Source organism: Nonomuraea sp. SYSU D8015, from assembly GCF_008065375.1.
In the GTDB taxonomy this organism is placed as follows: domain Bacteria; phylum Actinomycetota; class Actinomycetes; order Streptosporangiales; family Streptosporangiaceae; genus Nonomuraea.
On the sequence record NZ_VJYI01000016.1, the window covers coordinates 53,157 to 64,128 of the forward strand.

Annotated in this window: 15 protein-coding genes; 10 read left to right on the forward strand and 5 right to left on the reverse strand. The window is 71.9% G+C overall.

Annotated features, from left to right (window positions below; all coding sequences use genetic code 11):
- Positions 1-90 precede the first annotated feature (90 nt).
- Together ligD and ID574_RS43715 are read right to left on the reverse strand one after the other, a co-directional pair.
- Positions 91-1,101, reverse strand: a complete 1,011-nt coding sequence (gene ligD, locus ID574_RS43710) for a non-homologous end-joining DNA ligase (protein ID WP_188194947.1) — start codon at positions 1,099-1,101, stop codon at positions 91-93.
- Between the two features lie 48 nt (positions 1,102-1,149).
- On the reverse strand, positions 1,150-1,344 hold the full coding sequence (locus ID574_RS43715) for a hypothetical protein (protein WP_188194948.1): 195 nt from the start codon (positions 1,342-1,344) through the stop codon (positions 1,150-1,152).
- Between the two features lie 374 nt (positions 1,345-1,718).
- Here ID574_RS43715 and hisD point away from each other — a divergent pair, with 374 nt between their 5' ends.
- From hisD to hisF, 10 genes are read left to right on the forward strand one after another with little or no spacing between them, the layout of a single operon-like run.
- Positions 1,719-3,035 (forward strand): histidinol dehydrogenase, encoded by a 1,317-nt coding sequence (gene hisD / locus ID574_RS43720; protein WP_188194949.1) that lies wholly within the window; start codon positions 1,719-1,721, stop codon positions 3,033-3,035.
- Positions 3,032-4,102: a histidinol-phosphate transaminase gene (locus tag ID574_RS43725; RefSeq protein WP_188194950.1), complete on the forward strand. Its 1,071-nt coding sequence runs from the start codon at positions 3,032-3,034 to the stop codon at positions 4,100-4,102. Before hisD ends, ID574_RS43725 begins: the two co-directional genes overlap by 4 nt.
- Positions 4,099-4,227, forward strand: a complete 129-nt coding sequence (locus ID574_RS62015; protein ID WP_262496121.1) for a hypothetical protein — start codon at positions 4,099-4,101, stop codon at positions 4,225-4,227. Before ID574_RS43725 ends, ID574_RS62015 begins: the two co-directional genes overlap by 4 nt.
- Positions 4,224-4,817 (forward strand): imidazoleglycerol-phosphate dehydratase HisB, encoded by a 594-nt coding sequence (gene hisB, locus ID574_RS43730; RefSeq protein ID WP_188194951.1) that lies wholly within the window; start codon positions 4,224-4,226, stop codon positions 4,815-4,817. The genes ID574_RS62015 and hisB overlap by 4 nt, the downstream gene beginning before the upstream one ends.
- The gene (locus tag ID574_RS43735) at positions 4,814-4,969 is read left to right on the forward strand and encodes a hypothetical protein (RefSeq protein WP_170223532.1); all 156 of its coding nucleotides are present in this window, start codon (positions 4,814-4,816) and stop codon (positions 4,967-4,969) included. The genes hisB and ID574_RS43735 overlap by 4 nt, the downstream gene beginning before the upstream one ends.
- Positions 4,963-5,598, forward strand: a complete 636-nt coding sequence (gene hisH / locus ID574_RS43740; protein ID WP_188194952.1) for an imidazole glycerol phosphate synthase subunit HisH — start codon at positions 4,963-4,965, stop codon at positions 5,596-5,598. The genes ID574_RS43735 and hisH overlap by 7 nt, the downstream gene beginning before the upstream one ends.
- Entirely contained in the window at positions 5,595-5,924 is a 330-nt protein-coding gene (locus ID574_RS43745; protein WP_188194953.1) for a hypothetical protein, read from the forward strand. Before hisH ends, ID574_RS43745 begins: the two co-directional genes overlap by 4 nt.
- Positions 5,925-6,647: a bifunctional 1-(5-phosphoribosyl)-5-((5-phosphoribosylamino)methylideneamino)imidazole-4-carboxamide isomerase/phosphoribosylanthranilate isomerase PriA gene (gene priA / locus ID574_RS43750; protein ID WP_188194954.1), complete on the forward strand. Its 723-nt coding sequence runs from the start codon at positions 5,925-5,927 to the stop codon at positions 6,645-6,647.
- A 20-nt stretch (positions 6,648-6,667) separates the two neighbouring features.
- Positions 6,668-7,078: a Rid family hydrolase gene (locus ID574_RS43755; protein ID WP_188194955.1), complete on the forward strand. Its 411-nt coding sequence runs from the start codon at positions 6,668-6,670 to the stop codon at positions 7,076-7,078.
- Positions 7,075-7,836: an imidazole glycerol phosphate synthase subunit HisF gene (gene hisF, locus ID574_RS43760; protein WP_188194956.1), complete on the forward strand. Its 762-nt coding sequence runs from the start codon at positions 7,075-7,077 to the stop codon at positions 7,834-7,836. Before ID574_RS43755 ends, hisF begins: the two co-directional genes overlap by 4 nt.
- A gap of 697 nt (positions 7,837-8,533) precedes the next feature.
- Here hisF and ID574_RS43765 read toward each other — a convergent pair.
- The 3 genes from ID574_RS43765 to ID574_RS43775 all read right to left on the reverse strand — a co-directional run bounded on the left by ID574_RS43765 (position 8,534) and on the right by ID574_RS43775 (position 10,950).
- The gene (locus tag ID574_RS43765) at positions 8,534-9,895 is read right to left on the reverse strand and encodes a glutamine synthetase family protein (protein ID WP_188194957.1); all 1,362 of its coding nucleotides are present in this window, start codon (positions 9,893-9,895) and stop codon (positions 8,534-8,536) included.
- A 60-nt stretch (positions 9,896-9,955) separates the two neighbouring features.
- Positions 9,956-10,117, reverse strand: coding sequence for a hypothetical protein (locus ID574_RS43770; protein ID WP_188194958.1), 162 nt, complete (start codon positions 10,115-10,117; stop codon positions 9,956-9,958).
- A 203-nt stretch (positions 10,118-10,320) separates the two neighbouring features.
- On the reverse strand, positions 10,321-10,950 hold the full coding sequence (locus tag ID574_RS43775) for a TIGR03085 family metal-binding protein (RefSeq protein WP_223167690.1): 630 nt from the start codon (positions 10,948-10,950) through the stop codon (positions 10,321-10,323).
- Positions 10,951-10,972: the final 22 nt, after the last annotated feature.

A 10,972-nucleotide genomic window follows, 5' to 3' on the forward strand; every position in this document is an offset into this window, starting at 1 on the left:
CAGATCGGCCAACCCATGATCACTTTAAGTCACTTGAGAACGGCGAAGCGTAGTGATGGGGTTCGTGTCGTGATCGGGGGTGATGGGCGGTCAGCCGGCCGCCGCGTCGCCGCCGGTGCGCTGCTGGAGGATCTCGGCGGTGCCGACGTCGGCCGGCTCGCGATCCGGACGCAGCCCGCGCCATGACGGATGGCGCAGCATGCCGTCACCGGTGACCTCGGCGTACTGCACCTCGCCGACCATCCGCGGCTCCACCCAGTGCGCGTGCCTGGCGTGCTCGCGCGGCACCGGCTCGGCGAACGGCGGGTCGGGCCGCTCCAGCGGCGCCAGCCGGTCCTGCAGGTCGCGCAGCATGGCCTGGGTGAACCCGGTGCCGACGTGCCCGACGAACAGCAGCCGCCCCGGCCGCTCGTACGCGCCCAGCAGCAGCGACCCGATCATCCCCGAGCGCCGCCCGCCGCCGGGACTCCAGCCGCCGATGACGACCTCGACGGCGCTGACGTTCTTGACCTTGGTCCACTCGCCCGTGCGCTTGCCCGGCCGGTACGGCGACCGCATCCGCTTGCACACGACCCCTTCGAGCCCGAGCTCCCGGGAGGAGCGGAGGGCACGCCGGGCGTCGTCGGGGAACCAGACGGGCACCTCCCACCGGTAGCCGGGCGTGAACGTGCCCTCCAGCAGGTCGCGGCGCTGGACGTAGGGCAGGGTGACCGAGCTGGCCTCCTCGAGGTGCAGGATGTCGAACGCCATGAACGTCACCGGCACCGCCCGCGCCAGCGCGGCCACGGCGGCCGGGTTGCGCTGGTGCATGCGGGGCTGCAGGGCCTCGAAGCTGGGCCGCCCGGCCTCGTCGAAGGCCACGATCTCCCCGTCGACGACGGCGGGGCGGCCTCCGGTGGCGCCGGCCATGAGCTGGAGTTCGGGGTAGGCGGGGGTGATGTTCTTGCCGTTGCGCGACATCAGGCGGACGGCGCCGTTCTCGAGGTAGGCGAGGGCGCGCACGCCGTCCCATTTCATCTCCACGGCCCAGTCCGGGCCCTGCACGGAACTCAGGGTGCCGAGCTGGGCGAGCATCGGCGCGTACGCCGGCAGCCGCACCATGGAGCAGGCCGTACCCCGTCCGCTTGATCGACAGTGGTGTATCGGGGTCTACAGATGGTCAAGCCGTTTGTCTTCCACGAGGTCGGCCAAGTCGACGCCGTGATCGCCGAGTTCGGCGACGGTGGCGCAGTAGCCGCGCAGGTAGGTCCGGCCGTTGACGCGGTGGGTGACGCGCAGCAGCGGACGGTCGTCCAGAATGATCGCCTCTACCAGGATGCCGTCCGGGCCTCGCCACTGTCCCATGGGCGACAAGTGTACGTATAAGGACATAAAGGACAAGAGGCATCAAACAGGGCCTTCATGGGGCCGTGGCCGCCGCATGTGCCACGAAAAGGTGTCTCTGATGGCAAAGATGACCTGACGTAACTTTGTCTTGCTTAGAGTAGTTTTTGTTCCTGCGTTAGACGGCGCGCGTCATGGGCAGAGGGAAGGGCTCAAAGCCTTCACCGGCCGTGGCCGCGCCCCCGTGGCGGCCACGGCGCCCGCCCCGGTAGGCCCGGTCCGGGGCGACGACGGCCGCGGGCGCGGCAAGAGGCGAATGCCGCCCCCGCGGCCGTCGCGTGTCCCGCAGTTTGGACAGAACCAGACTCGGGAGCCGGACTCCGTAAACTGTGAGGGTGATTTCCCGTATCGACATGCGCGGTTCCCTGCCGGACAACCTGCGCGACGTGCTGCCCCGCGCCGAGCTCGACGTCGAGGCCGCCCTCGAGAAGGTGCGGCCCATCTGCGACGACGTGCGCCATCGCGGCGTGGCAGCCGTACGGGAGCTCACCGCGAGATTCGACGGCGTCGAGATCGCCACCACCCGCGTCCCCGCCGAGGCCATCGAGCGCGCGCTCGCCGAGCTCGATCCCAAGGTCAGGGCGGCACTCGAAGAGTCGATCAGGCGGGCCCGGCTGGTCCACCGCGACCAGCGGCGCGCCGACGTCACCACCCAGGTCGTGCCCGGCGGCACCGTCACCGAGCGGTGGATGCCGGTCGACCGCGTGGGCCTCTACGTCCCCGGCGGCCGCGCGGTCTACCCCTCCAGCGTGGTCATGAACGTCGTCCCGGCCCAGGAGGCCGGCGTCGCCTCGCTGGCCGTGACCAGCCCGGCGCAGAAGGAGTTCGGCGGGCTGCCGCACCCCACCATCCTGGCCGCGTGCGCCCTGCTCGGCGTCGACGAGGTCTACAACGTCGGCGGGGCGCAGGCCGTGGCCATGTTCGCCTACGGCACCGAGGAGTGCCGGCCGGCCACCATGGTCACCGGGCCCGGCAACATCTACGTGGCGGCGGCCAAGCGGCTGCTCAAGGGCCGCATCGGCATCGACTCCGAGGCGGGCCCGACCGAGATCGCGATCCTCGCCGACGAGAGCGCCGACCCCGTCCACGTCGCCGCCGACCTGATCAGCCAGGCCGAGCACGACACGATCGCCGCCGCCGTGCTCGTCACCACCAGCCCCGAGCTGGCCGACGCCGTGGAGAAGGAGCTGCCGGGGCAGGTCTCGGCCACCAAGCACTCCGCGCGCATCGCCGAGGCCCTGAGCGGCCGCCAGTCCGGCATCGTGCTGGTCGGCTCCCTCGACGACGGGCTCAAGGTCGTCGACGCCTACGCCGCCGAGCACCTGGAGATCCACACCGCCGACGCCGCCTCCGTGGCCGCGCGGGTCCGCAACGCCGGGGCGATCTTCGTCGGCACATACGCGCCCGTCTCGCTCGGCGACTACCTCGCCGGGTCCAACCACGTCCTGCCCACGGGCGGCTGCGCCTGCCACTCCAGCGGCCTGTCGGTGCAGTCGTTCCTGCGCGGCATCCACGTCGTCGACTACACCCGCGAGGCGCTCGCGGGGGCGGCCGCCCACGTGTCGGTCCTGGCCGACGCCGAAGACCTGCCCGCCCACGGCGCCGCGATCCGCGCCCGATTCGACTGGCGAGTGCCCACGGAGACCGAGTGAACCTGGACGATCTGCCCATCCGCGACGACCTGAGGGGCAAGACGCCGTACGGCGCGCCCCAGATCGACGTCCCGGTCCGGCTCAACACCAACGAAAACCCCTACCCCCCCTCCCCGGAGCTGGTCGCCGACCTGGCCGAGGCGGTGCGGGCGCAGGCGGGCGAGCTCAACCGCTACCCCGACAGGGACGCCACCGAGCTGCGTGCCGACCTGGCGGGCTACCTCGGGCACGGGCTGCGCACCGAGCAGGTGTGGGCCGCAAACGGCTCCAACGAGGTGCTCCAGCAGATCCTGCAGGCGTTCGGCGGCCACGGCCGCACCGCGATCGGGTTCGAGCCGTCCTACTCGATGCACCCGATCATCACCAGCGGCACCAACACCGAGTGGATCCAGGCCAGCCGCGAGGACGACTTCTCGCTCGACCCCGGCAAGGCCGTGGCGGCGATCGAGGAGCACCGGCCCGACATCGTGTTCATCGCCTCGCCCAACAACCCGACCGGCACCGCGCAGCCGCTGGCCACGATCGAGGCGATCCTGGCCGCCGCGCCCGGCATGGTCGTGGTCGACGAGGCCTACGCCGAGTTCGCCCGCGAGGGCACGCCGTCGGCGCTCACGCTGCTGCCCGGTCACCCGAGGCTGATCGTCACCAGGACGATGTCCAAGGCGTTCGCCATGGCCGGCACGCGGCTGGGCTACCTCGCCGCGCACCCGGCCGTGGTGGAGGCGCTGCTGCTGGTGCGGTTGCCGTACCATCTGTCGACCCTCACCCAGACGGCGGCGCGGGTGGCGCTGCGGCACCGGGCCGAGCTGCTGGGCACGGTCGACGCGCTGCGGCGCGAGCGGGACGCGACGGTGACCTGGCTGCGGTCCAAGGGCCTGGCCGTGGCCGACTCCGACGCCAACTTCGTGCTGTTCGGGCGCTTCCCCGACCGGCGCAAGGTGTGGGAGGGGCTGCTGGAGCGCGGCGTGCTCATCCGCGAGGTGGGCCCGCCCGAATGGTTGCGCGTGTCGATCGGCACGGGCGAGGAGATGGCGGCCTTCCGCGCCGCGATGGAAGGAGTGCTTTGACCTCCACTCCGGCCTTGCGGGCCGAAGCTTCCGCCGACGCCGATCAGGTGACGACGCCCGACCGACACTATGAGGAGAACACGATGCCCTGGGACTCCACCTTCGCCTTCGGAGGAAAGCTGTGAGTCGGGTCGGGCGCATTGAGCGCGTGACGAAGGAGACGTCGGTCCTGGTGGAGATCGGCCTCGACGGCACCGGCCGGGTCGAGGTGGCGACCGGGGTCGGCTTCTTCGACCACATGTTGGCCCAGCTGGGCAAGCACGGGCTGTTCGACCTGACCGTCAAGACCGAGGGCGACCTGCACATCGACTCGCACCACACGATCGAGGACACCGCGCTCGCGCTGGGCGCGGCCTTCCGCGAGGCGCTGGGCGACAAGTCGGGCATCAGGCGGTTCGGCAGTGCGTCGTGCCCGCTGGACGAGTCCCTCGCCCAGGTCACGGTCGACCTGTCGGGCCGTCCCTACCTCGTGCACACCGAGCCCGAGGGCATGGCGCCGATGATCGGCCCCGACTACGACACGACGATGACGCGCCACATCCTGGAGTCGCTCGTCGCCCAGGCCGCCATCTGCCTGCACGTGCACGTCCCGTACGGCCGCAACGCGCACCACATCGTGGAGGCCCAGTTCAAGGCCCTGGCCAGGGCGCTGCGCGAGGCGTCGGAGCCCGACCCGCGCGCGACCGGGGTGCCCAGCACCAAGGGCGTCCTATGACGGAAAACCTCATCGCCGGCGTGATGGTGTTCATCGGGCTGTTCCTGATCGGCGGCGTGTTCTCCCTGGCCAAGCAGGGACTGAAGATCGGTGCCGTCATCTGCGCCGTGGGCGCGGCGATGGCGATCACGGCGGGGGTGCTGTGGTGGTGAAGAAGATCGTCGTCCTCGACTACGGGTCGGGCAACCTGCGCTCGGCCGAGCGGGCCCTGGCGCGGGTCGGCGCCGACGTGACCGTGACGTCCGACTTCGACGCCGCGCTGGAGGCCGACGGGCTCGTCGTGCCGGGCGTGGGGGCGTTCGAGGCGTGCATGCGCGGGCTCAAGGCCGTCCGCGGCGAGCAGATCATCGGCCGGCGCCTGTCCGGCGGCCGCCCGGTGCTGGGCATCTGCGTCGGCATGCAGATCCTGTTCGCCCGGGGCGTCGAACACGGCGTGGAGACCGAGGGCTGCGGCGAGTGGCCGGGCACCGTCGAGCGGCTTGAGGCGCCCGTCCTGCCCCACATGGGCTGGAACACCGTCAAGGCCCCCGCGGGCAGCGTGCTGTTCGCCGGGCTCGACGCCGCCACCCGCTTCTACTTCGTCCACTCCTACGGGGTGCGCGAGTGGGAGCTGCGTGCCGGCGAGGGGTTCGCCGAGCCGGTCGTGACGTGGGCCGAGCACGGCGTGCCGTTCGTGGCCGCCGTGGAGAACGGCCCGCTGATGGCCACCCAGTTCCACCCGGAGAAGTCCGGCGACGCCGGCGCCACGCTGCTGTCCAACTGGCTGGGCACGCTGCGATGAGTAAGGAGCGGGCGCGGCGGCGGGCCGAGCGCGAGGCCGAGGCCGCCCGCGCGAGGCGGGCCAACGAGGAGCGGCAGGCGCGCCTGGCCCGCCGCCGCGCCGTGCTCGCCAGGCTCGTCCCGCGCCCCGTGCGGGTCCGCCGCCAGGGCGGCCTGCTGGCCCGCAGGCAGCGCGCCCAGAACGCCGTGGTGGCGCTCGGCTTCCTGCTCGTGCAGGTGCTCGTGTGGCTGCTGTGGGGGTCGTTCCTCGCCAGCTTCGCCGCGCTCGTCCTGTCCCTGCTGCTCGTACCCGTTGTCGTGACCCTCGCCTTCGACCGGAGGACCTGAATGTCGCTCGTTTTGCTGCCCGCCGTGGACGTCGCGGACGGCCAGGCCGTACGCCTGGTCCAGGGCGAGGCCGGGACCGAGACCGGCTACGGCGAACCGCTCGCCGCCGCGCTGGCCTGGCAGGAGGCGGGCGCCGAGTGGATCCACCTGGTGGACCTGGACGCCGCGTTCGGCCGGGGGACCAACCGGGACCTGATCGCCGACGTGATCGGCCGGCTCGACGTGAACGTGGAGCTGTCCGGTGGCATCCGCGACGACGACTCGCTGGCCGCCGCGCTGGCCACCGGCTGCCGCCGGGTCAACATCGGCACCGCCGCGCTGGAGAACCCGGACTGGTGCCGGAAGATCATCGCCGAGCACGGCGACAAGATCGCGGTCGGGCTGGACGTGCGCGGCACCACGCTGGCCGCTCGCGGCTGGACCAAGGAGGGGGGCGACCTGTGGGAGGTGCTCGACCGGCTGGAGGCCGACGGCTGCCCCCGCTACGTCGTCACCGATGTGACCAAGGACGGCATGCTCCAGGGCCCCAACCTCGATCTCTACCGCCAGATCTGCGCCCGCACCGACAAGCCGGTCATCGCCAGCGGGGGCGTCTCCAGCCTCGATGACCTGGTCGCACTCGCTTCTCTCGTGCCGGACGGAGTGGAGGGCGCCATCGTGGGCAGGGCCCTGTACGCTCACGCGTTCACACTGGAAAACGCGCTGGCCGCGGTACGCGTGTAGCTTCGCCGGGAGGGGGCGAGATGAGCGTCGGTAGCGTCAGCATGCAAAGCACCGGACCCAGGGTGTTTTCTGGCGGCATCTGGGAGGAGAAGTACGGCTACGCGCGCGCCGTGGTCGTCGGAGAGCGGGTGATCGTGTCCGGGTGCACGGCCACGGTCGGCGGAGAGGTGCGCCACGTCGGCGACGCCTACAAGCAGAGCCTGACCGCGATCGAGATCGCGCTGGAGGCCGTCCTGATGGGCGGGCTCACGCGCGAGGACGTCGTCATGGTCCGCTACTACGTGGTGGAGCAGCGCCACTTCGACCTCGTCGGACAGGCGATCGCCGAGGTCTTCGGCAAGGTGCGGCCCGCCTGCACAGGAGTACGGGTGGCCGGTCTGGTCGACCCGAGAATGCTGGTCGAGATCGAAATCGAGGCGTCGCGAGCATGACCGTAGCGGTAAGAGTCATCCCCTGTCTCGACGTGGACGCCGGGCGCGTGGTCAAGGGCGTCAACTTCGAGAACCTGCGCGACGCGGGCGACCCCGTCGAGCTGGCCAGGCGCTACGACCAGGAGGGCGCCGACGAGCTGACCTTCCTCGACATCACCGCCTCGTCCGGCGAGCGCGAGACCATGCTCGACGTCGTCCGCAGGACCGCCGAGCAGGTGTTCATCCCGCTCACCGTCGGCGGCGGGGTGCGCTCGGTCGACGACGTCGACCGGTTGCTGCGGGCCGGCGCCGACAAGGTGTCGCTCAACACGGCCGCCATCGCCCGGCCCGAGCTGCTCACCGAGGCCTCCCGGAGGTTCGGCGCCCAGTGCGTCGTGCTGTCCGTGGACGCCCGGCGCGCGCCGGGCACCCCGAGCGGGTTCGAGGTGACCACGCACGGCGGGCGGCGCGGCACCGGGATCGACGCCGTGGAGTGGTCGGCGCGCGGCGAGGAGCTGGGCGTGGGCGAGATCCTGCTCAACTCGATGGACGGCGACGGCACGCTGGACGGCTATGACTTGGAGATGATCCGGGCGGTCAGGGCAGCCGTCCGGGTCCCGGTGATCGCCAGCGGCGGGGCCGGGCGCCTGGAGGACTTCCCGCCGGCGGTGGCGGCCGGCGCGGACGCGGTCCTCGCCGCCTCGGTGTTCCACTTCGGCACACTCAAGATCTCCGAGGTCAAGCACACCCTGCGCCTGGCCGGCCACCCGGTCCGCTGACCCACCGGCCCTCGCCGGCCCTCGCCGGCCTCCGCCGGCGGCCCGCCTCACCCGACGGCCCGCTCCGCCCGGTGGCCCGCTCCGCCTGGTGGTTCGGCTCGCCTGGTGGTTCGGCTCGCCCGGCGGGCCGCTTCGCCCGGCTCGCCCGGCGGGCCGCTTCGCCCGGCTCACCCGGCGGTCTGCACCACCCGGTGCGTGCCGGTCGAGGGCCAGCGCTTCAGCCGCCCACCTGCCCTTCGGCGGGAAGGGCCGGCGCCGGCCAGCGGTCCACGGCGCGGCGTGCCGTCGCGCGACGAGCGTGCGCACGGTGGCAGGCCGCCGATGACGTGTCCGCTGGGCGGTGCGGTGTCGGCGGTGGCGTGCGTTCTGTGCGCGCCCGGGGCGCGTCGTCCGGTAGGCGTGCCGAGGGGCGGCACGTCGTCTGGGCATGAGACCGGTAGGCGTCTGCCGGCGTCGGTGTGCTGCGGTGTCAACGGGCAGGCGGCCACCGGGGTCGGTGTGCTGCGGTGTCAAGGGGCAAGCGTCCGCCGGGGTCGGTGCGCTGCGGCATCGACGGGCAGGCGGGCGACCCCATCGGCGTGCTGCGGCAAGCGTGCCGCCCACTGACGCGCTGGTCGCACCCCGCCGCTCAGCGGGTCCGCGGCGCGGCGTGGGTCGTTGCGAGCACGCGGCGGCCGGTGCCGGTCGGCGGGGGCGGTCAGAACGCCCGCATGTGGTTGAACAGCTCGAACGACACGTCCTTGGCGGCGAACGCGGCCGCCTCCGAGCGCTTGACCGCCAAATAAGCACTCCGCCGCAACGGCCCCAGCGCCTCCATCAGCACCTCGTCCGCCTCCAGCGCGTCCAGCGCCTCGTCCAGAGAGGACGGCAGCCGCGGATACCGGCCGGGCCGCGTGTCCGGATCGACGTCCACGGGCTCCCCGGGGTCGAGCTTGCGCCGGATCCCGTCGAGGCCGGCGTGGATGACGGCCCCCAGCGACAGGTAAGGGTTCGCCGAGGAGTCGGACGGCTTCAGCTCAAGGTTCGGCTCGCCGGTCTCTCCGAGCGGCGAGCACACCCGCACGGCGGCCTCCCGGTTGTCGGGCCCGTACACCGCGTACGCGCTGGACCACGAGCGCGGCGCCAGCCGCCGGAAGCCGTTGACGCTGCCGCACGTCAGCGCGGTCAGCGCCGGCAGGTGGGCGAGCAGCCCGCCGATGAAGCCGTCGCGGACCTCCCCGTCGTCGGCGAAGACGTTGTGCGTGTCGCTCCACAGCGACAGGTGCAGGTGGGCGCCGTTCCCCGCCTGGTCGGCCAGCGGTTTGGGGGCCAGCGTGGCCCACATCTGCATGCGCAGCGCCACCCCGCGGACGGTCTCGCGGAGCATCACGTGGTTGTCGGCGGCGCGCAGCGCGGGCGCGTGGCGGATCGACAGCTCCTGCTGGCCCGGCCCCAGCTCGGGATGGTAGTGCTCGACGCGCAGGCCCTGCGTCTCCAGGGCGTGGATGAGCTTGACGGTGTAGTCGTGGGCCGTGTCGAACCCGATGTTGGCGTAACACAGCGAGTCGTCGAGCGGCACCAGCCGGTCCGGGCCGCCGGCCGGGTCGGGCAGGCGGCGGCCGAGGGTGAATTCCGGCTCGAACGCCGCGACCAGGGTGTAACCCTCCGTGGCGAGCTCCGCGATCGCGTCCTTGAGGAACGTCCGCGGGCACGCCGCCCAGGGGGAGCCGTCCGGCAGCCGCAGATCCGACAGCATGGCGGCGGCGCCCGGGGCGTGGGGCAACGGGACGTACGTGGCGGGGTCGGGGACGATGCGCACCTCGCCCACCGGACCCATGTGCTCGACGTCCTGGAGCTGGTCGAGCATGTTCATCGCCATCATGGCCACCGTGTGCCCGATGCCCGTGTTGAGCCGTTCGGCCAGCCGGGACCGGGATGCCGCCTTGCCACGGATCACGCCACCGTGGTCGGCGTACAGAAAGCGGATCAGCTCGATGCCCTCGAGCTCAGCCCGCTCGAGGATGCGCCGCGCATTGGGGTCGAGCTGATTGACCTTGGTGCCGCTGGGGCGATCTCTCATTCTGCCTGCGTAACACGATCTGGCAGCGCGGGGAAGCACCTGACGCAGACAGAACTCCCGTCAGGTCAGAACGTTGGTGAAGAAGACGGCCAGTTGGTTGGCTCCTTGAAGAATTCCATCAAATACTCCGTTGACCGCCGCCGCAGCCTGGGCCGGCTGGGTGAACAGGTAGAACACCACGAACGCGACAGCCACGTAGGTGAGTACCTTCTTGACCTGCATGGGGGGCCTCCTGCAGTCCATTCCCAGCCGTATATACCCGGATCTGGGCGATCACTGGCATCCTCTGTGAAGATGTTCATGATCCTAACCGGGGGGCTTCATTCCTCTGCCATGGTACGGGCTCCGCTTCATGCGTGAGCGCCTGCCGCGCCGTGATTTACGCGATAGGCGAGGCGGATCAGGCCACCCCCGCACGGAAGACGCTAAATGCCCAGGGAGGCCGCGCGGAGCCGGGCGACCGCGCCGGGCTCGCCGGTGAGCTCCACGCGGGCGTGCGCCTGGCGGCCGAAGCAGAACATCAGCAGCTCGGAGGCCGCGCCCGTGACCTCCACCCGGGGGCCCTGCCGGGATCCGCCGACGGCCACGCCGCCGCCGAGGCGGTGCAGCACCACGCCCACGGGCGACCTGCGCAGCATGAGCCTGGCGCCGCTCGACACCCGCTTCCAGATGAGCCCGTCGAGGTCGGCGGGCAGCTCGCGCGGCTCCCACGACGGCTGGGCGCGGCGCACGTCCTCATGGTGCACGAACAGCTCCAGCGTGTTGACCGCCTCGTCGAGGGCGGGCAGCAGGCCGTACACGCCGCCCGGCTTCCGTACGAGCCCGACCAGCTCGGGGTAGGGATGCCTGGCCTTGAGCCCGTTCTGCACCGAGGCGGTGTAGCCGGCCAGGGGCTTGAGCGCGATGCCGCCCATCGCGTCCGGCCGGCGCTCGCGCAGCACCAGGTGGGCGGCCAGGTCGTAGGTGGTCCAGCCCGTGCAGAGCGTCGGCGCTTCGGGGCCGAGCCGGTCGAACAGGTCGCAAAGCGCGGAACGTTCATCACGTGCATGGTTCACGCATCCAACCCTACCCGTGGGA

Bases quoted from the DNA above. Each gene is read 5' to 3' on its own strand.
- ligD (WP_188194947.1), bottom strand. From the start codon at position 1,101: ATGGTGCGGCTGCCGGCGTACGCGCCGATGCTCGCCCAGCTCGGCACC.
- ID574_RS43715 (WP_188194948.1), bottom strand. From the start codon at position 1,344: ATGGGACAGTGGCGAGGCCCGGACGGCATCCTGGTAGAGGCGATCATT.
- ID574_RS43735 (WP_170223532.1), top strand. From the start codon at position 4,814: ATGACGGAAAACCTCATCGCCGGCGTGATGGTGTTCATCGGGCTGTTC.
- ID574_RS43745 (WP_188194953.1), top strand. From the start codon at position 5,595: ATGAGTAAGGAGCGGGCGCGGCGGCGGGCCGAGCGCGAGGCCGAGGCC.
- priA (WP_188194954.1), top strand. From the start codon at position 5,925: ATGTCGCTCGTTTTGCTGCCCGCCGTGGACGTCGCGGACGGCCAGGCC.
- ID574_RS43755 (WP_188194955.1), top strand. From the start codon at position 6,668: ATGAGCGTCGGTAGCGTCAGCATGCAAAGCACCGGACCCAGGGTGTTT.
- hisF (WP_188194956.1), top strand. From the start codon at position 7,075: ATGACCGTAGCGGTAAGAGTCATCCCCTGTCTCGACGTGGACGCCGGG.
- ID574_RS43765 (WP_188194957.1), bottom strand. From the start codon at position 9,895: ATGAGAGATCGCCCCAGCGGCACCAAGGTCAATCAGCTCGACCCCAAT.
- ID574_RS43770 (WP_188194958.1), bottom strand. From the start codon at position 10,117: ATGCAGGTCAAGAAGGTACTCACCTACGTGGCTGTCGCGTTCGTGGTG.